Below are 24,194 nucleotides of genomic sequence, written 5' to 3'. Positions count from 1 at the left end.
CGGCAGCACCAACTACACGCGGGGTGCGGAAAGCCGGGCCACCTGGGCGGGTTGGAGGGGTCGTGTCGCGTGGCCTTGAAGGAGGAAGAACAGTCGGGCTGTTTCTTCTACTTCCTCAACAGCGTCCACCGCTTGTGGCAGGGAGGGCGCGGAAACGATCGGTCCGTGGTTGGCCAGCAGCAGGGCACGGCTCGATGCCGCAGCTTTTTGGGCCGTCACGCCCAAGCCCTCGTCGCCCGGCGCGAAATACGGCAACCGGACCAGCCGTCCAACCCTCATGACAAAGTAGGCCGTCAAAGGTGGCAGAACGTCTTCGTCATCCAGGTCCGCCAGGCACGAAAGGGCGGTGGCGTAGGTGGAATGCAGATGGACGGCGGCATGGTCCTGCGGCCTTGCCTTGTACATCGCCAGGTGAAGAAAGGCCTCTTTGGAGGGGCGGCCCCCGGACAGGTGTTCTCCGGCGCCGGAGACCATGGCCAGATCTTCGGTCCTGAGTTCGCCCAGGGAGGCGTTGGTGGGGGTGACCAGCATTCCGCCGTCCACCCGTAGGCTAAGGTTTCCGGATGTTCCCCGGGTCAGCCCCCTTTGGTGGAGGGACCTGGCCAACCGGACGAGCTCCTGGCGGCTGTCCATGCCGGTCATCGACCATGGTCCCATGCATCAAGGAAGAGCCGCGGGTCTCCGAGGTTTCCGGATTTGAGCAGGATGGACAGCCCTGGGTCGGTTTCGGTTTTCAGCCATGGCACGCCGGGTGAAACTTCCTTGCCGACGCGGGCTGTCGTAATGCCGAGCCTGCGGACCACGGCGCCGGAGGTTTCTCCGCCGGCGATTATGAGTTGCCGGCAGCCCATGCCGACGAGTCCTTCGGCGATCGCGGACAGGGCGTCTTCGGCTATTTCGGCGGCCCTGGACTTGCCAAGATGCCTTTGGGCACTCAAGACTTCCTCTGGAGAAGTAGTGGAATGGATCAGGATGGGGCCGCCCGGCAGATTTTCCCGGGCGAACATCAGCGCTTCGGCCACTACGTCCCGTCCTTCGGCGATGGCGACAGGATCCACCTGGAAGCAGGGGTGCACCTGGCGGAACACTTGGATTTGGGCGTTCGTCATCTCCGAGCAACTGCCCGCGACCACTGCGGCCGGACCGGTCGGACGGCTGGCATTCCCCAAGTCCGGTGTGACACGGTGCCCACGTGCCGCCGCCAAGCCTCCCACCAGACCCGATCCGCCAGTGACGAGCGGGTGATCCAGGAGTGCAGTCCCGAGCACCGCGAGGTGGTGGTCGCTGAGTGTGTCCACGACCACGTACCCGGCACCTTGACTGCCCAGGGTTTCGAGTTCCGCTCCAACCGCGGATGCTCCTGCTTCTATAACGCCATAGCCGACGTGACCCACCGGGTTGTTGGTTTGGGCCTGGAGAAGTCGTGGCACGTTCGAATCGGTCATCGGGGTCAGCGGGTGGTGACGCATGGATGATTCCTGCAGGAGGTCCGTACCGGCGAACAGAACGCCGTTGTATACGGTCCGTCGTAATGCAGGAGTTCCTGGAGCAACGACTGTGACCATGCCGGCCGGGACTAACTCTTCGCGTAGGGCATCTGCCACTGGGCCGATGTTGCCTTCCGGAGTTGAGTCGAACGTGGAGCAGTACTTGAAGTAGAGCTGCTGCACGCCGAGGGATTTCAGGGCACGCGCCGCGGCCAGAGACTGTTCTACGGCCGCGGCGGCCGGGACGCTGCGGGTCTTCAGTGAAATGACGATGCAGTCAACATCGTGCAGCTTCGTTGATGGATCAGGCGTGCCGAAGGACTGCACTACCCGCATTCCGGCGCTGGCAAGGGTGCCGGCCACGTCCGAGGCTCCTGTGAAGTCATCGGCGATAACGCCCAGCCAAGGGGCATTGGCCTGCGTTGGTATGTCAGACATGCTTCGGATCTTTCTCGGTTACCGGCGCTGTTGATGAGTCGTGGGAAGGAAAAAGAGAGCTGAGCTGGCTCATTCCAGAATCCGGCGAAGCCAGCACAAGAGGTCCTCCCAGCTCTCCCTGGGTGTGGTCAACGACGCGGGCCATCGACGCTTGGGCGAGAACGATCACATCGCAGTCCGCTGCCAGTTCCGAGAACGCGGCGAGCACCAAGCTGTCATGCAGCTGACGGTCACCTGCTCGCAGAGCCTGGAAAGCGCCGTCGACTATTCTGGCGGTGATGTCGGGCTTTTTGTTCCGCCTTTCGGCGGAGTCCCGGACAAGGCGGGTGGTTGGTCCGAGGGTTGCGGACAGGGTCGCGAGCACTCCGATCCTGTCACCCGATTCGACGGCGACCCCGGCCATGGGAGCGTCGATACGCAGGACGGGGATGGAGACAAAGTCCTTGGCGGCGATTGCGGCCCTCGCCGATGGAGGAGCAACTCACCAACAATGCCTGGGCACCTGATTCCTCGGCGTAGCGCGCATAGTTGACCAGCCGTCGTCGAACATGCCCTGGCGTTGTTCCCATGGCAATGGTGTCCTGGAGCAGGGATTCGTCCACGTAGTGCAGGACACGAAGGCCCGGGACTAACTCGGAGGCCAGGGTTTCCATGTCCTTCACCAAGCCGGGGACGGTGTGCAACATTGCAAGTACCGGGGGGTTAGTCATGCAAATGAGCGTATGGCACAAAAAGCCAATGATTATGGGCGCCTCAGACAACCCATTCTTTCTGAAAACGAAAGAAGTGGTTCCCCTTGTAGTGAGGAAAGCTAGGACCCCAACCTCGCGGCCAGCCCCTGGCGCAGATGGTCAATGGCCGCAGTGATCCGGCGGGGTGTTTTGGCCGTGGCAGGGTAAAGGGCAAAAATATCGGCGCTTGGGGTCGGGACGTCCGGGAGGACCTGCTGGAGTACTCCCTGACGGATCAGCGGGTTGACGTGCCAGGTAGAGCGCATAATCAAGCCGAGGCCCTGGATGCACCAGTCGGTCACTACGTCTCCGTCGTCGCTGATCATGCTGCCTCTGACATCGACGTAATCCTGCCCCTGTCCGCCAAAGCGCCACAGCGAATAGTCGGCGTTGTTTTCCCGCAGGACGATGCAGTTGTGGCGCTCCAGATCCCTGATGGTCCGCAGCGGAGGGGCACCTTTCATGTAGCCCGGCGCGGCGCACACAATCCTCCGGTTCGGCGCGAGGAGTTTTCCCTTGAGCCTGGAGTCCGACAATCCTCCAACGCGGACCGCGATGTCGAAATTCGTGCCGGCTATGTTCAAAGGCAGCGGCGAAAGCTCCAGGTCTATCTGAATCAGGGGGTGCTGCCGGACGAACTCCCCCAGCAGCGGCGCAATGTGCTTGCGTCCAATGCCCAGGCTCGAGTGCACACGGAGGCGCCCCTTGAGCTCACCATGCTGCACGGACAGCGCGTCTTCGAGATCTGTTTTCTGCTGCAGGATGGCCACGGCACCTGTCGCATAACGTTGTCCCTCTTCGGTGAGGGTCAGTCGGCGGGTGCTGCGCCGGACCAGCGCTACCCCAAGCCGTGACTCCAGCGCAGCAAGCCGTTTGCTGACGGCTGACACCGACTTTCCCCAGTTCCTGGCTGCTTCCGTGAGGCTCTGGGAACGGGAGATTTGTTCAAAAAACTCCAAATCATCGATCGATGTAAGGTCCATCTCTTGCTTCTTTCGTTTTTGGAAACAATGCATTGTCTCACAGCCCCCTAATCGGCCTCTTTTTGTGTCGTACGCTCGAGTGACTGGAAGCACAGCCGACGGTGGAGCTCTTCAACTGAAACCCGAAACCGGAAAAACGGCGCGCAATAAGGGAAAGCAAGGTAAAGCATGACTGCACTCGAAACGGACGTCGTCATCGTCGGTGTCGGCTCCGTAGGAAGCATGGCAAGTTGGCAGCTCGCCTCCCGCGGTCAGCGGGTCATCGGAATTGACAGGTTTTCAATCCCGGGCCCCTTCTCCGCCTATGCCGGGGAATCCCGTATCTTCCGCAAGGTTTACGCAGAAGGCGGGCACTACACCCCTCTCCTGCAGAGGTCACAGGACCTTTGGCGTGAACTGGAGAAAGCCACCGGTACCGAGCTACTCACCACCACCGGCGCTGTCACGATTTACGACGACCACAACCCGCGGCTGGCATCCCTCCTTGCAGCGGGGAAAGACAACGGCCTTGACTACCAGCTTCTCCGGGGCGAAGAAGCAAGGGCAAAGTATCCCGAACACGTGATTAGGGACACTGACGTCACGATTCTTGATCCGGAGGGCGGTTACCTGAAGTCGGAGAAGGCCGTGACGGTGGCCCTGGCAGAGGCCGCCCGCCTTGGCGCCCGGTTCCTCGGAAACCGGAAAGCACAGAGCGTTGAGAAGCATGGTGACCGATACCTCGTGCGGACAGACCAGGAAGAAATCATTGCCTCCCGGGTGATCATCTCCCAAGGCAACGGTGCGGGAGCACTCTGCAAAGAACTCGGCGTCCACCTTTCCGTCCTGCCGCAGATCCTTACCTGGTTCCCCGCTGCGGACCCGGCAACATTCTGCAGGGAAGACATGCCGGTCTTCCTCAGGAGGGCCGAGGAAGACGGCAGGCCGGACAAAGCCCAGTTCTACGGATTCCCGAGTGCTGACGGCTGGACGGTGAAAGTCGTCGCGAGCATATTCCTGGATGAGGTTGAGTCCATGGAGAAGCCTCCTACCTGGGATCCCAGGCATTTGAACACCATCCGGGCGTGGGTCCGGGAGTTCATTCCCGGACTGGTTCCGGAACCCCTTCGGGTTGCCGTGTGCGCGGATGGTCACTTACCTGACGCGACCGGGCTGCTGGGGCTGGTTCCCGGAATGGAAGGCGTGGTGGCCGCCGCAGGCTTCTCCGGCCACGGCTTCAAGATGGCCTCCGCGCTGGGAGCCGTTGCCGCAGACCTCGTGCTGGACGGAACAACGGCCACCGACGTCAGTTTCATGAACCCCGCGAGGTTCCTCGGACCAGACGCACGGCTCTCCTCACTGGCTCTGGGTTGAGCCTAAGCATCCCCTCCTCTACCCCCAAAAAAATACAAGATCCTTAAGAACGGACGAATCATGGCAGACACGAACTTTCGGCCGAAGTACATCTCCTACGATGTCTACGGAACGCTGATCAATTTCAACATTTACCCCACCACCCAGCGCTTGCTCGCCGATCGCATCCCCGAAGAACAGTGGCTTGCCTTCAAGAAGGTATTCCGCGCGTACCGGTTCGACGAGGTCAATGGCGACTACAAGCCCTACGTCGAGATCCTTCAGAGTGCCTTTGACCGCGCGTGCAAGCGGTTTGGCATTGGACCGACCCCTGGTGCCGGCGCAGAGCTTGCTGAAGCGGTACGCAGCTCCGTCGCCCACGAGGATGTGCCGGCTGCGCTGAAGCTCCAAGGCGACAACTACAAGCTCGTGGCCCTGTCCAACGCCGACGACAGTTTCCTGGACATCAGCATTCCCAAGCTCGGTGCAGAGTGGCACGCTGTGTTTACCGCTGAGCAGGCCCGGGCCTACAAACCGCGTCTTCAAGCGTTCGAGTACATGCTCGATACCCTGGATGCCAGGCCGGAGGACTTCCTGCACGTCTCCTCGCATCCCCTGTATGACCACATCCCGATGTACAACCTGGGCTTCCGGGACCTTGTCATGCTGGACCGTGGTGCTGAACCCTTCGCCGACGGGTACAACATCGCCACTGTGAAGTCCCTGGACGAGCTCAACAGGCACCTCGGTCTATAGATATTCGCAAAAACCGCCGGAGGGGAACGACGCATTAAGCGGCGCTCCCCTGCGGCGGTCTTGGAAAGCCGGCTAGTTCTTGTGCACCAGGTAGATGGCGCCGGTGGTCACGTCCCCTTCCAGGGGCCTCCAGCGTACGTCCACGGGTTTCCGGGACCTGGGTGTAGATGAATACCAGAGCGAGAATGCCCACAACACCAAACAGGAAGAACGTTCCCGTGATCCCCATCCCGGCAACGAGTGTGGGGAAGAAGAGACCCAGCAGGGCGTTTGCGATCCAGAGGCAGAAGACGGACAGGCCGATGGCGAAGCCGCGGACGTGCAACGGGAAGATCTCGGACAGCATCACCCAGACCGCAATGTTCAGGAACGTCTGCATCGATCCCACGAACGCCACCACCAGGAAAAGGATCACGAACGGCCTGGCTGCATTGCCCACGGGGAGGACGATCGACGCGATGCCGATAAGGAAGTGGCAGACCGTGGTCAAGGTGAAACCAAGGAGCAGCGTGGTGCGGCGGTTAACGCGCTGCATCAGCGTCAGTGCAATGACACCGCCGACGACGGCGATCACACCGGGCGCGATGTTGGCGATGAGGGCGGCGTTGGAGTCGAATCCGGCCTCAACGAGTACGGATTGGCCGTAGTACATGATCGAGTTGATGCCCGTCAGCTGTTGGGCCACACCCAACCCGATGCCCACAAGAATGATGCGCAGGATCCACTTGTCCTTCAGTGCACCCCAAGAGGTAGCCCTCGATGCCCTTTCTTCCTCCGCGAGGTGCTTTACGTCTGCCATTTCTGCCTCGGCGCGATCGTCCGAACGAATGGTCTTCAGCACCGCCAAGGCCTCCGGGTTTCTGCCCTTTGAGATCAGCCAGCGAGGAGATTCCGGCATCCGCAGCATGCCAAAGAACAGTGCGATGGCGGGAAGGGCGGCAACAGCGAGCATGATCCGCCAGACCCCTTCAACTTCGCCCCAGACATTGCCGATGATGGCGTTGACAACGAACGCAGCCAGCTGGCCGATGACGATCATGAGTTCGTTCCGCCCGGCCAGGGAACCACGGATTTCGTAGGGCGCCAGCTCGGCAAGGAAGACGGGCACCACAGTGGAAGCACCGCCTACGGCCAGGCCGAGGATGATGCGCCCAATGACCATTACCTCGAAGCTCGGCGCCGAGACACAGGCCAAGGTACCAATGAGGAACAGCACGGCCAGGAGGATGATCGTCTTCCTGCGGCCCCAGCTATCGGAGAGGCGGCCACCTCCGACTGCTCCGGCAGCTGCGCCAAACAACAGCGAACTGGTGACGATCCCTTCCGTGAGTGGCGTCAGGGCGAGGTCGGCCGTCATTGGCCTCAGTGCGCCGTTGATGACACCCGTGTCGTAGCCGAACAGCAGGCCGCCGAACGTTGCCACCAAGGCAACAAGGCCCAGCCGCTTACGGTGTGGGCCATTGGTTAGCGGGGGAAGGGCGGCATTGCCGGTTCCTTTGCTCTGCGTTTGCGTAGCAGACATCAGGACTCCTTTGTCAGTGTGTTGCGGGCCATACTCGCCCGCGCTGAATCCAGACTAACGCGCGAAAGGCTTAAATGTAAGGTCAAACTAACAAATGATAAATTTACCCGCTTTGCCCGTGGGAGGATGAACTATGGCTCCTGACCCTCAACACCGCCCCGCCACGCAAAGCGACGTCGCGCGCGAAGTGGGCGTGTCCCGCACCTTGGTGTCCTTCGCCTTTCGCGGCGCGCCAGGTGTCAGCCACGAGACGAAGCAGGCCATCTTCGAGGCCGCGAAGCGTCTCGGGTACCGGCCCAACGCGGTAGCAGCCGATCTGGCACGCAAGCACCGTTCCGCCGTCGGGCTTTATCTGCTGGATATCCGCAACGAGATTTACGCTGATGTCCTCAGCGGCGTTCGCACAGCGCTCCCCCAAGACAACAACCGGCTCATCCTGAGCGTTTCGCGGTCCGTGGACGGTGTGGATCCCGGCGCGCTGGAATCGCTTATTGAGGCCCGGGTCGGAATTATCATCGCCGCGACGCTGCTGGACTCGGACGAACACGTGCAGGAGATGGCCCGGATCGTCCCGTTGGTGAGTGTGACCCGGCCGGTGCCCGGCGTGGACAGTGTCTACTCGGATGACCTTGCGGGGGCTCGGGCGGCAACTGAACATCTACTTGGCCTCGGGCATACGCGCATCGCCCATCTCTCTGGCCCGGTCTACGACGGCCACGTCGTCCGCCGCCGGAGTTACGAGCAGACAATGCACGACGCCGGACTCACGCCGCAGACGGTTGCTGCAGAGGACTTCACGCCGGACGCAGGAGAGCGGGGCCGCCGCACAAATACTGAACCAGCACCACCGGCCCACTGCAATCTTCACCCACAACGACCAGCTGGCCCTCGGCGTCCGTGAAGCGGCCTACGCACGGGGACTCTCGATTCCCGAAGATTTGTCCCTTGTGGGCTACGACAATTCCAGGACAGCACACCTGCACGGCATCGACCTCACATCCGTGGATTTGCATGCCGTTGAATTGGGCCGGACCGCCGGCACAGTAGCCCTGGAGCGGCTCAATAATCCGGATGCCCCTATCGCCGACGAACGCCTCATGCCGCAGTTGGTGGTGCGCAACTCCACGGCGCGGGTCAATCACATTTCGGGATAGTTGGCCATGTGCTGGGCGGGGCCCTGCCAAGGCGCGTTTGCTGTCGTCCTGGACGTTGCCTGTAGGAGTGTGTTGGCCCGCTGGCTTTGATCGCGGCATGGGACTCCTTCAAGAAAAGCAGCCCTTTCCCAGGGAGGGAGTACCTGCTGTGCGGTGTACTGGCAGTGCCTGTTACGGGCATTTGGCCGCACGTAGCCTTGGACGATGGACAACAACAAAGAAGTCCGCGACTTCCTCATGACACGGCGGGCCCGCATCACACCGGCCCAAGCGGGCTTGGCCGCCTACAGTGGGACGCGCCGGGTAGCGGGGCTAAAACGCGAGGAAGTAGCCATGCTGACGGGCGTCAGCACCGAATACTATGCCCGCCTGGAACGCGGAAACCTCAGGGGCGTCTCCGATTCCGTCCTTGACTCCCTGGCCAGTGCCCTTCAACTGGACGAGGCTGAACGCTCGCATTTACTGGACCTGGCCAAGGCGGCGGCGCCGCCCCGGAATTCCGGCAACCGCACACCACGGGCCGAGATCCGTCCCAGCATCGAACGGATACTCTCCGGAATGACCAGCACTCCGGCCTACGTCCGAAACGCCAGGATGGATATTGTCGCCGCCAACAGCCTCTGCTTCGCCCTCTATACCGGCATCCTTGCCCCGGCGACCCTGCCGCTGAATCTTGCCCGGTTCATGTTCCTGGATTCCCGCTCCAAGGAGTTCTTCGTCGAATGGGAGACTGTCGCGGATGATTTTGCGGCCGCCCTCCGCGTGGAGTCCGGTCGTCGTCCCCGCGACCGCTACTTGAATGGCCTGATTGGCGATCTCGCAGCCGGGAGCACTGAATTTTCCACGCGCTGGGCCCGGCATAATGTGCGTTTCCACAGGTCAGCCCACAAGAGGATGAGGAACCCGTTGGTTGGTGAAGTCGAACTGACGGGTGACGCCCTGGAGCTGCCCGGCGATGGACTGACACTGATCGCCTACACGGCTGAGCCTGCCAGCCAAGCTGAAGAACAACTGGCCTTCCTCGCCAGCTGGAGCAGCACCGCCAATCCGGTGACTGCCGCAGACGGCCGCACACAAACAGCACCGCCGGCATCGGCCGGTTAAAACAAGATGCCGTGGAAAGTGCTGCCCGTGAAACACGTTCTTACTTCTTCAATGGCCTTGTTGTGGGGCTTGCAATTTGCTTTCCTCACTCCGGCACTCGCGTTGATCCTGGTGGATCTGTTCGACGCTACGCCTGCGGATGTTGGCTGGGTTCTTGCTGTCTACAACGCTGGAGGGTTCGTTGCCTCGCTGCTCATACCGGCTTACGCGGACCGGAAAAACGACTACATACGGCCCATGCTGTTTTGTGGTGTTCTTGCACTGGCCCTTCCGGCCCCTACTGGCTCTCACCACCACCCTTCCCGTTGCCGTGACCGCCCTGATTGCGTTGGGTGGCCCCTCGGGCGTTGGCATGTCGCTTCTCTTTGCACACCTGAAACACTCGGGGGCAAGCCCTAACGATGTCGTCAACACCCGGGCAATAGTGTCCTTCGCGTGGGTAGGGGGACCCCCGCTTGCCGCGTACATCGTCGGTGTCTTCGGCAGCCGGGCGATTCTGCTGGCGCTGGCGGCAATTGCGCTCCTCAATCTCACGGCAACCGGTGCCGCGGCCCTTCACCGTAAAGCAGCCCGGGCGGCGAGCACGCTACTTCATGAGAGGGCGGGAGATGATGGGCCTATCCCGGCGAAGTTGGCCGTGATAGGCGTGGTGGTGGGCTTCATCGTGCTCCAAGCCACCGATAGTGCGGCTGTGACCATCATGGCCCTGTTCGTGAATGAGCGCATGGGGCAAGGACTCATCTGGGCCGGGGTCGCTTTGGGAGCCTCAGCAGCCCTGGAGATCCCCGCGCTACTCTTCGTCGGGCGTTTGAGCCGAAAGTATTCAGGGAAAGCCCTCATCGCTTCAGGGTGTTTGGCCGGCCTGGCGTACTACGCAGGAATGACCTTTGTGGCCGACCCCGCCACGCTCATCGCTCTTCAGGTTCTCCACGCGTGGTTCTTCGGGGTGGTGGCCGGCGTGGGCCTGACACTGTTCCAACAAATCATCCCCCGACCGGGACTGGCATCGGGCTTGTTTACCAACACCCGTCGCCTTGGCGCAATCGCATCCGGTCCGATCATCGCCGTCGGGTCCGTGTCATCCCTTGGTTACCAGGGCGTCTTTGCCGCCTGTGCGATTCTCACCCTGGCGGCCTTGGCAATCATCGAGATGACAGCACGGGGCCGAAAGCAACCACAGCTCCCCGCAGAAAGTCGGGCCCAGCTTGAGGAAGCGGAGTTACCTTAAGAGGCCTCAAAGACGAATCCGGCCCGGACACGTGTCCGGGCGGGATCTGTGTCGTGTCCAGCTGGCCCGCGACTCCTGTCGAGGTTAGTCGTGGGTGGGTTCGCCGGTTATCCGGTGATCGGCGTGATTGATGGTCTCTTGGATCAGGCGCAGCAGGTGGCCGTCGTGCAGGGAGTAGATCACGTGCCGCCCGTCTTTGCGGGTATCGACCAGTCCGCTGAGACGGAGCTTGGCCAGATGCTGGCTGACCACCGTCCGGGGAACAAGTGCTTCGTCGACGAGTTCTGTAACGGACTTCGGGCCTTGGGCGAGTTGCCAGAGCAGGTGCAGGCGGGTTGGTTCGGCCAGCATCCGCAAGGTACCGGCAGCGCTCTCGAGCAGTTCCGGGTGGGGGGTGACCAGGTGGAACAGCGAGGGCGCCTCCGAAGGGTCAGGGAACGGGCTGCTCGGCTGGCTGCTCAACGTAGCGCTCCTTCAGATCGGGTGCACCTGCTCCCCCGGCGTCATGCCGTGGCCAGGACAGGAAAGCTCCTGCACTGCCTAGTATCGCAAGAATTGTCAGCGCCCCCGCAGCCCAACCCAAACCGGCGGCAGCACCAAGCCAGCCAGCCAAGGGATAGCTGAGGATGTAGCAAGCATGCGAGAGCGAGAACTGGGCAGTGAATAGGTAGGGCCGGGTCTGCTCCGTGGATGCTTCGCGCAGCAGGCGCGAGGCCGGGGTGAGGATGGTCGAATTGCCTGCGCCCAGCAGGAACCACAATCCCAGCAACAGCCACCATCCCGCTTCAGGCTCCGCCGTAAGGGTGACGGTCGTGGCCCCAATCATCGCCGTCGGAATCAGCGTGGCACCCGTGAGCATGACCGTCCGGTCCCCGAACCGTTCCAGCATCCTGGGTGCCGAGATAGCAACAATCATTGAGCCCACTCCGAAGCAGGCGAGGGCAAATGCCAAATCTGCCTCAGGCCGGTGAAGGATTTCACGCACATAGACAACGGAGCTGACCAGTACTAGCGCTGTGGGTGCTGCCACCACTACGTTCAGGGCGAGTAGGGATCTGAGTCTCCGGTTCCGCCAAAATATCCTGGCACCCAAGGTGGTGCGGTGCCAGAGAGATCCCTGGGTGGTGGAGCCAGCCGGAGAGGGGGGAATGGCAGTCATGGCCACCAGGCCAGCGGAAACCAGGAACCCGGCGACTGTGCCCAGGAACAGGTTGTTGTAGCCGGTGATACTCAACAGCATGGCCGCCGCTGCGGGGCTGACGAGGGCTTCCATGTCGTACGCAAGCCGCGACAAAGACAAGGCCCGCGTGTAGTCTCTTGCATCCTTGAGCACAGTGGGAATCAGGGATTGGAACACCGGCGTGAATGTGGCGGATGCCGATTGCAACAGGAAAATCACGACGTAGATTTGCCAGGCTTCGGTAATGAACGGCAGGCACAGAGCCATGGCAGCCCTGACCAGGTCCGCGCTGACCAGCACCGGCTTCTTCGGAAGGCGATCCACCAAGGCGTTGATCACTGGGGCGAGACCAACATAAGCCAGCATCTTTATGGTTAGCGCCGTTCCCATCACGGCACCCGCATTGCTGCCAGCCAGGTCAAACGCCAGCAGCCCAAGAGCCACAGTCAACAAGCCAGTTCCCACCAAAGCCACGATCTGCGCAGAAAACAGCCGCTGGTACGTTGGGTTCCGCAAAACCGACAACATCGAAATCCGACCTCATCTATAAGTACACATGTGCACCCATGCGCACTTGTTGCTTAAAGACTAGGTGGTGAGGCCGTTCGGCTCAAGGTGAATGATGAATGGGCTGGATGTGGGTGCAAGCTCCAGCGCTGACGGGACGTCTTAGCGGCCGTGACGCGGCCTCTTAACGGCCCACGCTATACCGCACATGGGTGACGAGTTTGGTGCCGGCCACTTCCGTGGGTTCAAGCTTGAGATTGCCCACGCCGTCCAACAACCGCTCGCCTCCACCCAGGATCATGGGCGAAATGTGGAGCCGCAACTCGTCCATCAGCCCTGCGTCAAGGTATTGGCGGGCTGTCCGGGGCCCCCGCCGGCGATGGCTACGTCTTTGCTTCCTGCGGCCTTCCGTGCCTGGGCAAGGGCGGATTCGATCCCGTCGGTCACGAAATGGAAGGTGGTGCCGCCCTGCATCTCCAACGGCTCATGCTGATGGTGGGTCAGGACGAAAACCGGCGCGTGATAGGGCGGTTCCTCACCCCACCAGCCCCGCCATTCCTCGTCCCACATGTCCGGCCCGGGGCCCGCGAACATGTTCCGGCCCATGATGAAGGCACCGGCAGCGAGGATTTCTTCAACCTGGGCCGCGTTGGCTTCGGCCTCTTCAAACATCCATCGGTGCAGCAGCTCTCCGCCGTCGCCCAGTGGCTCCGACATTCGCTGGTTGGGACCGGCGACGAAGCCGTCCAGGGAGATGGTCAGATCGCACGTCACTCGGCTCATTTGCCCATCATGCCACTGGGAAACCCGATAGGGCGTTGCTTCCTGACCTTGTTTGGCAACGAGTACCGCCATAATCAACCTCCTTTGGGTGATTTGTGGGCCGACGCCCGTCAAAGAGGGTCAGGAAGCCAGTGGCCACCCTCGCCAAATCCCCACCCGCAGCGGAAACTGGGGCTACACATCTCAGGAGGACCACATGACATCCGTGCTGTTGGAGCGACTCAACATCCTGGTCGGCGAATGGGAGACTACTGCCCCCGGCATGGACGCTGTGGGCCGAACAACGTTCGAATGGCTGCAGGGCGGCGGTTTCCTGATCCAACGCTCCACTGTGGAGAGGCCGGAATTCCCGAATGCTATCTGCACTATCGGCGCTACAGGATCAGACGGCGCACTCCAGCAGCACTACTTTGATTCCCGAGGCGTCGCCCGCGTCCTGGACATGACCCTGGAAGGGAATGTGTGGACCCTTTTCCGGGATGGCCCCGATTGGCCGCAACGCTACATTGGCCACATCAGCGAGGACGGGAACACCATCACAGGCCGCTGGGAACGGGGAAACTACCTCGGTGCACCGCTTGAGCACGACTTCGACCTGAACTTCACCCGGATCATCGCGTGACATCCGGCCAGCCGCGCTGGATCACAGGAATAACTCCACCTCATGGACAGATCCCCGGCCCGGTGGGAACATAAGGGCGATAGTCCGGAGGCACCGCCCGGTCACGCCGGAGCTGCCTTCATGTCAGCTTTCCTCTGAGAGGAACGGCCATGGGTCGTCTGGGGACCGGGAACAGCGGGAATGCGGGTGCGGATCCCGCGCCCGATCCGGCACGCCACAGTGCACAGGACATCGAAACACACCACATCGAAAAAGTTGACGCCGTGGTGGTCGGTTCCGGGTTCGGTGGTTCGGTGGCTGCACTTCGCCTGGCCGAGGCCGGACAATCCGTGGTGCTCATGGAACGTGGCAAGCCCTATCCGCCCGGTAGTTTCGCGCGTTCGCCCGCGGAGATGGGCCGGAATTTCTGGGACCCGGACCGCGGTCTGTATGGGCTTTTTGATGCCTGGACATTCCGGGGCACGGAGGGCCTGGTGTCCAGCGGCCTGGGCGGCGGTTCGCTAATCTACGCCAACGTCCTCCTGCGCAAGGACGAGAAATGGTTCGTCAACGAGTCCCCCATCCCTGGCGGCGGTTACGAGAATTGGCCTTTCACGCGGGCGGACCTTGACCCGTACTACAAGGCCGCAGAAGACATGCTCCAACCGGTCCGTTATCCGTACCATGACACGCCCAAAACCCTGGCCATGGAGAAGACAGCCGCAACCCTCGGCCTACCCATCAGCAGGCCACCCATTGCCGTCACGTTTTCCACGCAGCCCACCAAGGAACCTCAAACCAACAGGCCACTCCCCCTCCCGGAGTACGGCAGCATCCACGGTCCAAACACCGTCCGGACCACGTGCACGCTCAGCGGTGAATGCGACATAGGCTGCAACGCCGGTGCCAAGAACACGCTGGACCACAACTACATCTCGGCAGCCGCTCATCAGGGGGCGGATATCCGCACATTCCACGATGTCCGCGGGATCAGGCCACTTGCAAGGGGAGGATACGAGGTCCGCTATGTGGTGCACGATCCTGAGCGCCAAGGCGAACTCCTCAAGGAACGAATCATTCACTGCCGCCGGCTCATCCTTGGCGCCGGCACGTTCGGCACCAACTTCCTGCTCCTGCGTAACCGAAGCTCACTGCCCGCCCTGAGCGACGCCCTGGGCACCCGTTTCAGCGGCAACGGCGATCTCCTGACGTTCATCATGGGCGCCAAAACTCCTGGCGCGAATGGTTCGCCACCGGGAGTGCGAACCCTCACCGGCAGCCGTGGGCCAGTCATCACCACAGCGATCCGGATTCCCGATTCCAACGACGACGACGGCGATGGCCGCGGCTACTACGTGGAGGACGCCGGGTATCCGGCCTTCATGAACTGGCTCATGGAGACCGCCCAGCTCAGCACCACGGTCAAGCGGACAGCCAAGGTTGCCCGTCAACTGCTGAAGGACAGATTGTTCGACGCCGGGCGGTCCAACGTTTCGGCCGACCTCGCCGCCGCACTGGGTGACGGTCGCCTATCCTCCAGTTCCGTGCCGCTGCTCGGGATGGGAAGGGATATCCCCGACGGCGTCATGACCCTTCGCGACGGAAGGCTAGCCATTGCATGGACGATGGCCACGTCCAAGGACTACTTCGGACGCGTCCGCGGAACGATGTCCGAGATCGCCAAGGACCTCGACGGGGACTTCATCGACAATCCCCTGTGGTGGGCCAAGCGCGTCATCACGGTCCACCCGATTGGAGGCGCGCCGTCCGGCCGCCATCCCGGCGAGGCGGTGTGTGACTCCTACGGTGAGGTGTTCGGTTATCCCGGCTTGTTCGTCATGGACGGGGCAGCCATGCCTGGCCCGGTGGGCGCCAACCCTTCGCTGACCATTTCCGCTTTCGCCGAACGCGCATGCCACCACATCCTGGAGGACGGCCACGTCCCTAAAGACACTCTCAATGCCGGACACAGGGGAATTTCCCCTGCCGATACTGCCGGAAGTGACGACTGGACCAGTGATGATCTGCTTGGCGCTGACGACACTGCGAACGACGTCGACGCCTCGGTTCCGCGCGAATTGGCGCCGGACGCGACCAAGGGCAAGGGTGCGCGGGAGGAGCGGCCTGCGAGCGCAGTTGAGGATGGCGCAGCTGCCACGACGGGAACCAGGAGCCGTGGTTTGGGGTTGCCGCAACCCCAAGACGTGCAACCGGCTGCAAGAGACGCGCGGACGTCTGTACGGTTCACGGAGCAGATGCACGGCTGGTTCAGCCCGGGAATCACTGACCCCGAGAAGGGGCGAAGCCTGGGCAGGGACCGGAGCCGCAGGATCATGTTCGAGCTGACGATTACCGCAGAGGACATGGACGCGTTTGTGGAGGATCCGAGCCACCCTGCGAAGGCGGAGGGGTATGTGCTCGCAGACTATTTCGGTGGCCGGATGCCTGTGGAGCGCGGCTGGTTCAACCTCTTTGTGGAGGACGCTTCCGACGACGGCAGGCCGGCCAGGCGCATGCTGTACCGGTTGTGGCTGCGGGACCCGGGCGGGACGCCGTTCACGTTCACCGGGTACAAGTTGATCCATAACGAGGCAGGGCTGGATATTTGGCAGGACACCACAACGCTGTACGCGAGAATCCTGCGTGGCCACGTTCCGCCGTCGGAAGCCTCTGACGTCCAAGAGCCCGGCGAGGAGGACGTCTTCGGCGCCGGGATTCTTTACATCCGCCCCCTGGACTTCGCCAAGCAGCTGACCACGTTCCGTGCCGAGGGTCCGGCGCCGGCGGCGGGTTTGGCGTCCTTCATGAAATTGTTCGCCGGTGAGTTGTGGCAGGTCTACGGGCGGGGCCTCAAACGGGTTCCGTTCCCGGTCCGGAGCCCACTGCGACGGCCACGCAGATGAAGAGCTGGGAGCTTGCGAGGCATCGTGCTGTCCTGGGCTTCACTCCCCAGGCAGCGGTTCGCTGGCTCTCGCCGATGTCCCTGGCACGGACGGCATTGAAGGTCATGGCAGCTACTGTGTTCGCGGACTTCGGCGACAAGAGGGAACTCGAGGGGAGCTTCCCTGGGGATCCCTTGCGCTTGGACAAACTTCCTGTCCCTGGCCAACCGGCCCAGCCGCCGGTCACAAGCCGAGGGCTTCCGTCGCCCGGGGATCTTGAGGCGTCCCGTACCGCAAAGCCCAGCGAGCCCTTGGCGCCCGCGGACCTATGGCTCGATTACACCGCCGATCTTGGAGACGGCTTCGACGCAACCTACTCCGTCGCGCTGCTGCTTGCCGAGGACAAGCTTACGGTTGACGGCCATGATCTTCCCCGCGGGAGGGTCCTGGTCCTGGGGGGCGATGAGGTGTACCCCGTTGCCTCACCGGCCGCCTACGAGAACCGGATGGCAGGACCGTACCGGATGGCGCTCCCCAGTCCTGCGTTGCAGGGCCCGCTGGGCGCCCTAAAATCCGTGCCGAGCACGCAGAGTGGGCCCCACAACGAGACACCCATCATGCTCGCGCTCCCCGGCAACCACGACTGGTACGACGGCCTCACTTCGTTCATCCGGATGTTCACCCGGCAACGGAGCATCGGGGGCTGGCGGACCATCCAGACCCGCAGCTACTTCGCGGTCCGGCTCACAGGTCAATCACCCACGGAGGCTTCCGGCGAACGGCAGGACGGTACGCCCGGCTGGTGGATCCTGGGCCTGGACAGCCAGCTCGGACAGTACATCGACGAACCACAACTGGACTACTTTTACCGGAACGTCACCCTCCAGCTCCAACCCGGAGACGCCATCATCCTGTGCGTGGCAGCTCCCTTTTGGGTTGACGCCGGGCACCCGGGACCCAATGAGTTCAGGCAGGTCAACTTTTTCGAACAGGACTACCTTCGCCGTCGGTTCAATCCCGTGACGGGCCTGTTCGAGCCCACCGGCGCAAACGTCCGGCTATGGCTCACCGGAGACCTCCACCACTACTCCCGCTACGAGGAGCAAACCTCTCCTGACGGAACGCAAATGATCACCTGCGGGCCTGGGCGGCGCGTACCTTTCAGACGCCCATTGGCTCCCGGAGCACCTCGTCCTTCCCTGCCACGACAACGCCCCGGGCCTGTCCTCCAGCGTCACCCAAGGCGGAAACGCCCACGGCGGCAAGGACCAGGAACCCCCACCCCGCCACTTCACCCGCATGCCTACCCTCTACCCGGACCAGGCAGATTCCCAGTTGCTCGGTCCCCGGCTCGCGAACCCCTTCTCGCAATATTGGCTTCCCATCCGCAACCCTGGCTTCGGTTTGTCCCTGGGCATTGTGCACGTGATCGCAGCACTAACGCTTTGGACAGTCTTCAGCGCTTTCCGCGGGGAATCCTTCGTGGACAGCCTCCGCAGCCTGACCCGTGGAAACACGCTGCTCCTCATCGTGATCCTGATCCTTGCGGTGCCGCTCCTGCTCGCAGTCCTCTCACTGGTAGCACGGCTACTTGGGCTGGCCAAGGCGGGGATCGTGGTCTTCACCCGCGGCGCGCTCTACCAGCTGTCCGCGCTCGCGGTGAGTGCCGCCGTCGTGATCCTGCTTCCTTGGCCGAACGGCTGGCCCGACGTCGTCATCCTGCTGCTGGCGCTTGCGGCGGTGTACCTGGGCGGCTGGGCGGTTGGCAGTGAGGCCTTCGCACTGTTCATCCTGGCGACGCCCAGCGGGGAGGTTTCTACCTGGAAAATGTCCGGCCAATCCATCGAAGACCATAAAGGCTTCCTACGCCTCCACCTCGCCGCCGACGGCACCCTCACTGTCTACCCGCTGGTGGTGGACACAGTCTGCCGTGATTGGCAGCTGGCCCGGAACGACGACGGCGCGCGGCTGGTTCCGCAGTCCGGCCTGCCCGCCGTGCGGCTGCTTGAAGAACCCATCACCATCACGCGGAAAGGAACCGCACCATGATCATCACCCGTGCCGAGCACCGGACCGAGGTCATCCCTTTCCGGGCCCGGGACAACACCCCGTTGAGCCTGGTCCATGTGACATCGCCCGTGGAGGTGACCAAAGGACCGGTCATGCTGGTCCATGGTTCCGGCGTCCGGGCAGAGCTGTTCAGGCCTCCGGTCCGGACCACCATCGTGGACGTGCTGCTGGAGGACGGATGGGACGTGTGGATGCTGAACTGGCGGGCATCCATCGATCTCGATCCCCTGTCCTGGACGCTCGCTGACGCCGCCGTTTATGACCACCCTGCCGCCGTCGAGCACGTGTTGAACGCCACCGGCGCGGAAACGATGAAGGCCGTTATCCACTGCCAGGGATCGACGTCGTTCACCATGTCCGCGGTGGCCGGTCTCCTGCCCCAGGTGGACACGATCGTCTCCAACGCGGTCTCCCTTCATCCCGTGGTGCCGGCGTTCTCGCGGTTGAAGATCGACTACCTGACACCGGTGGTCAAGGTGTTCACCCCCTACCTGTCTCCAGCCTGGGGTTACAAGTCGCAGGGTTACTTCACCCGCGCCATCCGCGGGCTGGTCAAGGCCACCCACCACGAGTGCGACAACACCGTCTGCAAGATGGTCAGCTTCACCTACGGCAGCGGCCGTCCGGCCCTTTGGGCGCACGAAAACCTCGACGACGCCACCCACCAATGGCTCAGCGGTGAGTTCGCCGAGGTCCCGGTAACGTTCTTCGAGGAGATGGGCCGCAGCATCAAAGCCGGCCACATGGTCGCTGCCGGAGACCATCCGGAACTGCCGGATAACTTCGTGGCCGAGGCTCCCCAAACCGATGCACGGTTCGCATTCATCGCCGGGCTGGACAACCTCTGTTTCCTTCCCGACAGCCAGCAACGCACCTTCGAATTCTTCCAACAACACCGGCCCGGAAAGGACTCCCTCCACCTCATCCCCGGCTATGGCCATCTGGACGTCTTCTTCGGCGATCATGCATGGCAGGACACCTTTCCGGTCATCGTCCAGGAGCTCAACGGAACCAAGGAGACGAACTCATGAAAACACTCACCGAATTGGTTACTCCTCTGCTCAAGCTCATGCCGTCCCCGGTTCCCCGACGCCAGGAACGGCTCCGTGGCCAGCACGCACTGGCCGATGGCATCAAGTACGTCATGCCGGTCAATTCCGACGACTCCCCCGTGCTCATGGCCGCTTTCCCCATCAACAAGAAAGCCGCGGCGGCAGCACTCCCGGGCACGGAGATGCGGCCCTTCAGCCTGGGCGGCAAAGGGCTGCTGGTGGTCACGGTGGTCAACTACAAGTCAACGGACATCGGCAAGTACATCGAATACTCCCTGGCCATCGCCATCACGCACGGCAGCAGGCCGGCCCCACCCATCCTCCCGCTGATCTTCCAGAAAACCTTCAAGCTGGGCCAGTTCGTGGTGGACCTCCCCGTCAGTTCCGAGGTTTCCGTCAAGGGTGGCAAGGGAATCTGGGGCATGCCGAAGCATCAGGCCAACCTGGACTTCGTGGTCACTGATTCCACCGTGTCAGCACAATATGACAAGGACGGCCAACTGGGTTGCTACATCGAAATTGAACGTCCTGAACCCCTGGCGTTGCCGCTGAAACTGGCAGCCTCAAACTATTGCGTCTTCCGGAACATGCTCTGGAAATCCGATATCTACTTCGAAGCCACCGGAGACATCGCCCTGGGCGCCCAGGCCAAGGCGCGCCTCATCCTGGGTGACGCGCCCGGCGTCGAGCCTTTGAAGAACCTGCAGGTTGAGAGTAAGCCGGTCTTCACCGCCTGGCTGCCGCAGGCCCACGGTGTCCTTGACGACCACTACGAAGCCTGGTTCCTCACGGCACCCTCAGAATCCGCTGCAGCCGCCCTTCGGGGAGGCGACATGCTGGACAGCGTCGTGAACCTGGGCCAGAGCCAGGACTGGCTGGCACCGCCGGACCGGAGCAGGACCGCAGGCACGGCACCAGGCTCCGGCGCCATCCCCCGCGCTACTCCGGGAAGCATCCAATGAACTGGCTACTCCTCATAAACGCGCTCTACTTCCTGTTCGGCGCAACCATGTACGTGGGCACCATGTGGGTCCTCAAATTCTTCCTGTACCCCACATGGCGCTCGCTGGCCCGCGAAAACGTAGACATGCACTTCGGTATCCCCACCCGCGCAGCCACCAAGTTCTTCACCATCGTTGTGCCCATCATGTTCATTTCCGGCGGCATCCTGGTGTGGTCCGAGTGGGGCACCATCCGCGTCATACCAGCCATCATTTGCCTGGTGGGCATCATCGTCCTGACCTGGGTGGGCCAGGGCATCATCATCCCCATCAACAAGCGCATCCGCGGCGGCGACTTCGCAGACGACGCCGAACTCCGCTCCCTGCTGAAACGCTGGATGATGCTCAACGACATCCGCTTCTACGTCTCCACGCTGACATGGGGCCGCGATGGTGTGGCTGCTCGTTGACCGCGGACGCCTGCTGGAGTCCTTCGCATGACCGCCCACCAGCCGGCACAGCCGGCGCCTCACCACGAGCCCCATAACCAGCCCCACCACCCGGCCCGGCGCCCCGGCCTGATGGCCTGGGCCACCGCCGATCCACTGCGCGCCGTCCTGGCAGCGATTGCTGTCATCACGGTCCTGACCGGTGCCGTGCAGGTTCCCTTTGGCGGCACGGTCCTGCAACTGATCGGGGCCGACTCCACACCCGGAATGCGGCAACTCTTCGGCACAGTGGGCATGTTCATGGTGGTGGTGGGCGGACTGCTCCTCCACACCCTGCTCAACGCCGTGCCCTCCCCCGAGGTGGTGCTCTGGTCCGGGCTGCAGAAAACCGGGGCATTCGGAGCCGTCGGAATCGGGGTACTGAACGGCGTCTTCTCACCCATCGCGCTACTGGTGGCTTTCTTTGACCTCGCGACGGCGGTGCTCCTGTTCCTCTATTGGCGCAGGATCAGTGGAGCCATGGCAGCAGGAACCGAACTGTGAAGCGTTCTTTGGTGCTCGCCGGTGGCGGAATGCGCGTAGCCTGGCAGGCCGGCGTTATGCGGGCGCTCGCCGAGGAAGGCCTGGAGTTCCAGCATGTTGACGGCAGTTCCGGAGGGATCCTGACGGCGGGGATGCTGCTGTCCGGGGTGACGCCCAAGGAAATGTGCACGCGCTGGTCCGGCGTGGACGTTAAGGACTTCGGCTCGGCACTGCCGATCGGTGACTACCTCAAGGGCCCATGGGCGCTGCCCGCTATTGGTGACGCGGACGGCATCCTGAACAAGGTCTTTCCCGCCCTGGGGATCAACGACGCGACTATCCGTGGCCGCGCGGCGGAACAGGGCGCCGTCGAAGGTTCCTTCAACGTGGTGGAGTTCACCGGGAAGCAATGCCACGCCATCGACGCCACCGCGATTGACGCGGAGCTCATGGCCGCAGGAATGTCGCTTCCCCTCTTCCTGACACCGCTGCGGCGGGACGGGAAGATCTGGACGGATGCGGTCTGGATGCGTGACGCCAATGTAGCCGAAGCCCTGCGCCGGGGAGCCGAGGAAGTGTGGCTGATTTGGTGCATCGGCAACTCGCCATATTGGGGTGACGGACCCCTGGAGCAGTACGTCCACATGATCGAAATGAGCGCCATGGGAGCCCTCCTCGCAGATTTCGAGGTTGCAAGCGCGGGTGGACGCGAGTTTGTCCTGCATGTGGTGCGTCCTGAACATCCGCTCCCGCTTGACCCTGAGTTCTATCTGGGCAGGATCGACGCCGACACCCTGATCGGCATGGGTTACCGTGACGCCCGGGCGTACCTGGACACCATGACACCAGCCGGCGTACCGAAAGACGCGAGTTGCACCGCCATGACAGAACCGGCTGCGGGCGTCCGTTTCAACGACACTTTGCGTGGAGAACTGGAGGGTTCACCCCTGACGTTCAAAGCCACTGTCATGCTGCCCACGGCCGGGTCCGGTGCGCCCGCGCAGTTCACGGGATACCTGGAGAACCCGCTCTTCGGCGGCCGCGTCTTTTTCGCGGATGGACGCGTTGAAACGGAAGGCCACGACGTCACCTACCGTGCACGGATCAGGCTCGACGGCGGGTGGCAGGATGTGTCCCTGACGCGCACCTTGCGGGACGATCCCGGTCCGGATGCCTGGACCGACTCGCGCCAGGCAGTATTGCACGTTCACGGCCCGCAAGTGGACAAACTGACTGCCGGACTAACCATGAGCCTGGCCGACGCCGCAGGGCTTCTGGCCTCGGTAGAGCCCGTGGGTGCCCACGGCTTCGTTGACCGGGCAGAGGCCGTGGCCAGCTTCGCCGCCAACGGTTTACGGGAGTTGTTGGCACGGTACTGACGGCCACTGTGATCCACGTTATTACCGGCGGGTAAACAGCGCACTACGGATCTGCAAAAGATGGCAACAACGGGGAAACACCCGCGAAAAACCGGGACTCTACGCTGATGATCAACAAGTCACGCCAGCGAAAGGGCCAAACATGTCCTCCACCCCCGTTCACATTGTCATTGCAGGCGCAGGTCCGGCCGCCCAGGCTTTGGTGCGGCGGCTGGCCGGTGATGGATCAGACTCCCGGCAACGCCCCTTCGATGGCACCATCACCGTGCTCAGCAACCGCGACGAATGCCCCGACGCGCTCCTGGAACTGGCAGAACTGCCGCAGGTCTCGGTCCGGTTCGGGCAGGCCGCAAGTTTCATTGACCCAGAAGCGAAGATCGTCACCACCGTGGATGGCATGGAGTTCTCCTACGACCAACTGGTGATCGCCACGGGGTCGGCTCCCAGCCTCCCGCCGGTTGTCGGAGCCGAAGCCAGCCTCAGCTACTCCACTATCGACGACGCCACGGACATCGGCGAAGCGGTCAAGAACGTCACCAGAATCGTTGGCCGGCGGCCGTTGGGAATCCTCGTGGGCAATGGTCCCGCAGCGGGCCAGGCAGAGGCCGTGCTCCGGGCCCGCGGAGTCCGTCCCGTCCGCACCACCCTCCGCCCTGCCGCCGTCGTTTCTTCCAACGTAGACACGCTTGTATCCGATTCCGCCGTGCCTGCCACCCGGATAGTCTTCGAAGACGGCAGCAGCATGAACGGCGACCTCGTGGTCCTCGCCGAAGAACGTACGGCGCGCGCCGAACTCGCGGAAAGCGCGGGTCTCCAGATAGCTTCCGACGGCGGCATCGCAGTAGGTCGCGACCTCGCTACCTCAGTTCCGGGCATCTGGGCGATCGGCGATGCCGCTTCCTGCGACGGCCTTCGCCTGGGCCTTCTCCTCTCTGCCGAGTCCTCCGCCATGCTGTGCGTTTCCGGGATGCTCTTGGGCGCATGGGGCAGCAGCCAGCAGGCCGCGAAGGCGGCATAGCCGTTGCCTCCAGCGTGGTGGTACCGCTGCAGTGCCACGAGGGAACATGATCGTGGCAAGATGGTCCTTTGACGG

The 24,194-nt window shown here is 62.7% G+C and carries 22 protein-coding genes and 3 pseudogenes; 14 read left to right on the top strand and 11 right to left on the bottom strand.

All coding sequences use genetic code 11. The annotated features are described in order from the left end of the window. Positions 1-12 precede the first annotated feature (12 nt). From otnC to LDP01_RS17110, 5 genes are all read right to left on the bottom strand, one after another. Positions 13-642: a 3-oxo-tetronate 4-phosphate decarboxylase gene (otnC, locus tag LDP01_RS17130; RefSeq protein ID WP_224091873.1), complete on the bottom strand. Its 630-nt coding sequence runs from the start codon at positions 640-642 to the stop codon at positions 13-15. Beyond that, on the bottom strand, positions 639-1,925 hold the full coding sequence (otnK, locus tag LDP01_RS17125) for a 3-oxo-tetronate kinase (protein WP_224091870.1): 1,287 nt from the start codon (positions 1,923-1,925) through the stop codon (positions 639-641). The genes otnC and otnK overlap by 4 nt, the downstream gene beginning before the upstream one ends. Beyond that, a complete protein-coding gene (locus LDP01_RS17120) occupies positions 1,918-2,328 on the bottom strand; it encodes an aspartate/glutamate racemase family protein (protein WP_263433779.1) in 411 nt (136 codons plus the stop codon). Before LDP01_RS17120 ends, otnK begins: the two co-directional genes overlap by 8 nt. After that, complete coding sequence (locus tag LDP01_RS17115; RefSeq protein WP_224091868.1) at positions 2,300-2,635, bottom strand: hypothetical protein; 336 nt, start codon at positions 2,633-2,635, stop codon at positions 2,300-2,302. The genes LDP01_RS17120 and LDP01_RS17115 overlap by 29 nt, the downstream gene beginning before the upstream one ends. A 101-nt stretch (positions 2,636-2,736) precedes the next feature. Beyond that, positions 2,737-3,639: a LysR substrate-binding domain-containing protein gene (locus tag LDP01_RS17110; RefSeq protein ID WP_224091866.1), complete on the bottom strand. Its 903-nt coding sequence runs from the start codon at positions 3,637-3,639 to the stop codon at positions 2,737-2,739. A gap of 168 nt (positions 3,640-3,807) precedes the next feature. Between LDP01_RS17110 and solA the strand changes: the two genes are divergently transcribed. Together solA and LDP01_RS17100 are read left to right on the top strand one after the other, a co-directional pair. Further along, positions 3,808-4,992: an N-methyl-L-tryptophan oxidase gene (solA, locus tag LDP01_RS17105; protein ID WP_224091864.1), complete on the top strand. Its 1,185-nt coding sequence runs from the start codon at positions 3,808-3,810 to the stop codon at positions 4,990-4,992. A gap of 60 nt (positions 4,993-5,052) precedes the next feature. Then, the gene (locus LDP01_RS17100) at positions 5,053-5,727 is read left to right on the top strand and encodes a haloacid dehalogenase type II (protein WP_224091862.1); all 675 of its coding nucleotides are present in this window, start codon (positions 5,053-5,055) and stop codon (positions 5,725-5,727) included. A 72-nt stretch (positions 5,728-5,799) separates the two neighbouring features. On the opposite strand, the pseudogene LDP01_RS17095 reads toward LDP01_RS17100, so the two are convergent. After that, positions 5,800-7,249, bottom strand: a pseudogene (locus tag LDP01_RS17095) (sugar porter family MFS transporter). Between the two features lie 133 nt (positions 7,250-7,382). Here LDP01_RS17095 and LDP01_RS17090 point away from each other — a divergent pair. From LDP01_RS17090 to LDP01_RS17080, 3 genes and pseudogenes are all read left to right on the top strand, one after another. Continuing rightward, positions 7,383-8,403, top strand: a pseudogene (locus LDP01_RS17090) (LacI family DNA-binding transcriptional regulator). Between the two features lie 204 nt (positions 8,404-8,607). Continuing rightward, a complete protein-coding gene (locus LDP01_RS17085) occupies positions 8,608-9,507 on the top strand; it encodes a helix-turn-helix transcriptional regulator (protein ID WP_224091852.1) in 900 nt (299 codons plus the stop codon). A 310-nt stretch (positions 9,508-9,817) separates the two neighbouring features. After that, entirely contained in the window at positions 9,818-10,735 is a 918-nt protein-coding gene (locus tag LDP01_RS17080; protein WP_224091850.1) for an MFS transporter, read from the top strand. An 84-nt stretch (positions 10,736-10,819) separates the two neighbouring features. Here LDP01_RS17080 and LDP01_RS17075 read toward each other — a convergent pair whose 3' ends face one another. From LDP01_RS17075 to LDP01_RS17065, 3 genes and pseudogenes are all read right to left on the bottom strand, one after another. After that, a complete protein-coding gene (locus LDP01_RS17075; RefSeq protein ID WP_224091849.1) occupies positions 10,820-11,197 on the bottom strand; it encodes an ArsR/SmtB family transcription factor in 378 nt (125 codons plus the stop codon). Further along, positions 11,166-12,443, bottom strand: coding sequence for an MFS transporter (locus tag LDP01_RS17070; RefSeq protein ID WP_224091847.1), 1,278 nt, complete (start codon positions 12,441-12,443; stop codon positions 11,166-11,168). The genes LDP01_RS17075 and LDP01_RS17070 overlap by 32 nt, the downstream gene beginning before the upstream one ends. Positions 12,444-12,606: 163 nt before the next feature. Further along, a pseudogene (locus LDP01_RS17065) lies at positions 12,607-13,205 on the bottom strand (dihydrofolate reductase family protein). Positions 13,206-13,401: 196 nt separating this feature from the next. Here LDP01_RS17065 and LDP01_RS17060 point away from each other — a divergent pair. Together LDP01_RS17060 and LDP01_RS17055 are read left to right on the top strand one after the other, a co-directional pair. Next, positions 13,402-13,827, top strand: coding sequence for a hypothetical protein (locus LDP01_RS17060; RefSeq protein WP_224091845.1), 426 nt, complete (start codon positions 13,402-13,404; stop codon positions 13,825-13,827). A 149-nt stretch (positions 13,828-13,976) separates the two neighbouring features. After that, positions 13,977-16,709 (top strand): GMC oxidoreductase, encoded by a 2,733-nt coding sequence (locus LDP01_RS17055; RefSeq protein WP_224091843.1) that lies wholly within the window; start codon positions 13,977-13,979, stop codon positions 16,707-16,709. Between the two features lie 734 nt (positions 16,710-17,443). Here LDP01_RS17055 and LDP01_RS17050 read toward each other — a convergent pair. Together LDP01_RS17050 and LDP01_RS23505 are read right to left on the bottom strand one after the other, a co-directional pair. After that, a complete protein-coding gene (locus tag LDP01_RS17050; RefSeq protein WP_224091826.1) occupies positions 17,444-17,581 on the bottom strand; it encodes a hypothetical protein in 138 nt (45 codons plus the stop codon). Positions 17,582-17,849: 268 nt separating this feature from the next. Further along, positions 17,850-17,978: a hypothetical protein gene (locus tag LDP01_RS23505; protein ID WP_263433778.1), complete on the bottom strand. Its 129-nt coding sequence runs from the start codon at positions 17,976-17,978 to the stop codon at positions 17,850-17,852. Positions 17,979-17,987: 9 nt separating this feature from the next. On the opposite strand from LDP01_RS23505, the gene LDP01_RS17045 reads away from it, so the two are divergent. From LDP01_RS17045 to LDP01_RS17015, 7 genes are all read left to right on the top strand, one after another. Then, positions 17,988-18,737 (top strand): hypothetical protein, encoded by a 750-nt coding sequence (locus LDP01_RS17045; protein WP_224091816.1) that lies wholly within the window; start codon positions 17,988-17,990, stop codon positions 18,735-18,737. Beyond that, the gene (locus tag LDP01_RS17040) at positions 18,734-19,789 is read left to right on the top strand and encodes an alpha/beta hydrolase family protein (RefSeq protein ID WP_224091814.1); all 1,056 of its coding nucleotides are present in this window, start codon (positions 18,734-18,736) and stop codon (positions 19,787-19,789) included. Before LDP01_RS17045 ends, LDP01_RS17040 begins: the two co-directional genes overlap by 4 nt. Then, the gene (locus LDP01_RS17035; RefSeq protein ID WP_224091812.1) at positions 19,786-20,772 is read left to right on the top strand and encodes an acetoacetate decarboxylase family protein; all 987 of its coding nucleotides are present in this window, start codon (positions 19,786-19,788) and stop codon (positions 20,770-20,772) included. Before LDP01_RS17040 ends, LDP01_RS17035 begins: the two co-directional genes overlap by 4 nt. Then, on the top strand, positions 20,769-21,221 hold the full coding sequence (locus LDP01_RS17030; protein ID WP_224091803.1) for a DUF1772 domain-containing protein: 453 nt from the start codon (positions 20,769-20,771) through the stop codon (positions 21,219-21,221). Before LDP01_RS17035 ends, LDP01_RS17030 begins: the two co-directional genes overlap by 4 nt. Positions 21,222-21,248: 27 nt before the next feature. Beyond that, the gene (locus LDP01_RS17025) at positions 21,249-21,743 is read left to right on the top strand and encodes a hypothetical protein (RefSeq protein WP_224091801.1); all 495 of its coding nucleotides are present in this window, start codon (positions 21,249-21,251) and stop codon (positions 21,741-21,743) included. Next, positions 21,740-23,101 carry a patatin-like phospholipase family protein gene (locus LDP01_RS17020; protein ID WP_224091784.1) on the top strand — a complete coding sequence of 454 codons (1,362 nt, stop codon included), beginning with the start codon at positions 21,740-21,742 and terminating at the stop codon, positions 23,099-23,101. The genes LDP01_RS17025 and LDP01_RS17020 overlap by 4 nt, the downstream gene beginning before the upstream one ends. A 142-nt stretch (positions 23,102-23,243) precedes the next feature. Continuing rightward, positions 23,244-24,119: an FAD-dependent oxidoreductase gene (locus tag LDP01_RS17015; protein ID WP_224091782.1), complete on the top strand. Its 876-nt coding sequence runs from the start codon at positions 23,244-23,246 to the stop codon at positions 24,117-24,119. The last annotated feature ends 75 nt before the right edge of the window (positions 24,120-24,194 follow it).

It is taken from the genome of Arthrobacter sp. StoSoilB13 (genome assembly GCF_019977255.1).
In the GTDB taxonomy this organism is placed as follows: domain Bacteria; phylum Actinomycetota; class Actinomycetes; order Actinomycetales; family Micrococcaceae; genus Arthrobacter.
The sequence above is the reverse complement of the archived record's forward strand: the minus strand, read 5'-3'. Positions and strand labels throughout refer to the sequence as shown.

Coding starts and splice junctions, on each gene's coding strand:
- otnC (WP_224091873.1), bottom strand. CDS start 642: ATGACCGGCATGGACAGCCGCCAGGAGCTCGTCCGGTTGGCCAGGTCC.
- otnK (WP_224091870.1), bottom strand. CDS start 1,925: ATGTCTGACATACCAACGCAGGCCAATGCCCCTTGGCTGGGCGTTATC.
- LDP01_RS17120 (WP_263433779.1), bottom strand. CDS start 2,328: ATGGCCGGGGTCGCCGTCGAATCGGGTGACAGGATCGGAGTGCTCGCG.
- LDP01_RS17115 (WP_224091868.1), bottom strand. CDS start 2,635: ATGACTAACCCCCCGGTACTTGCAATGTTGCACACCGTCCCCGGCTTG.
- LDP01_RS17110 (WP_224091866.1), bottom strand. CDS start 3,639: ATGGACCTTACATCGATCGATGATTTGGAGTTTTTTGAACAAATCTCC.
- solA (WP_224091864.1), top strand. CDS start 3,808: ATGACTGCACTCGAAACGGACGTCGTCATCGTCGGTGTCGGCTCCGTA.
- LDP01_RS17100 (WP_224091862.1), top strand. CDS start 5,053: ATGGCAGACACGAACTTTCGGCCGAAGTACATCTCCTACGATGTCTAC.
- LDP01_RS17085 (WP_224091852.1), top strand. CDS start 8,608: ATGGACAACAACAAAGAAGTCCGCGACTTCCTCATGACACGGCGGGCC.
- LDP01_RS17070 (WP_224091847.1), bottom strand. CDS start 12,443: ATGTTGTCGGTTTTGCGGAACCCAACGTACCAGCGGCTGTTTTCTGCG.
- LDP01_RS17060 (WP_224091845.1), top strand. CDS start 13,402: ATGACATCCGTGCTGTTGGAGCGACTCAACATCCTGGTCGGCGAATGG.
- LDP01_RS17055 (WP_224091843.1), top strand. CDS start 13,977: ATGGGTCGTCTGGGGACCGGGAACAGCGGGAATGCGGGTGCGGATCCC.
- LDP01_RS17045 (WP_224091816.1), top strand. CDS start 17,988: ATGCCTACCCTCTACCCGGACCAGGCAGATTCCCAGTTGCTCGGTCCC.
- LDP01_RS17040 (WP_224091814.1), top strand. CDS start 18,734: ATGATCATCACCCGTGCCGAGCACCGGACCGAGGTCATCCCTTTCCGG.
- LDP01_RS17035 (WP_224091812.1), top strand. CDS start 19,786: ATGAAAACACTCACCGAATTGGTTACTCCTCTGCTCAAGCTCATGCCG.
- LDP01_RS17030 (WP_224091803.1), top strand. CDS start 20,769: ATGAACTGGCTACTCCTCATAAACGCGCTCTACTTCCTGTTCGGCGCA.
- LDP01_RS17025 (WP_224091801.1), top strand. CDS start 21,249: ATGACCGCCCACCAGCCGGCACAGCCGGCGCCTCACCACGAGCCCCAT.
- LDP01_RS17015 (WP_224091782.1), top strand. CDS start 23,244: ATGTCCTCCACCCCCGTTCACATTGTCATTGCAGGCGCAGGTCCGGCC.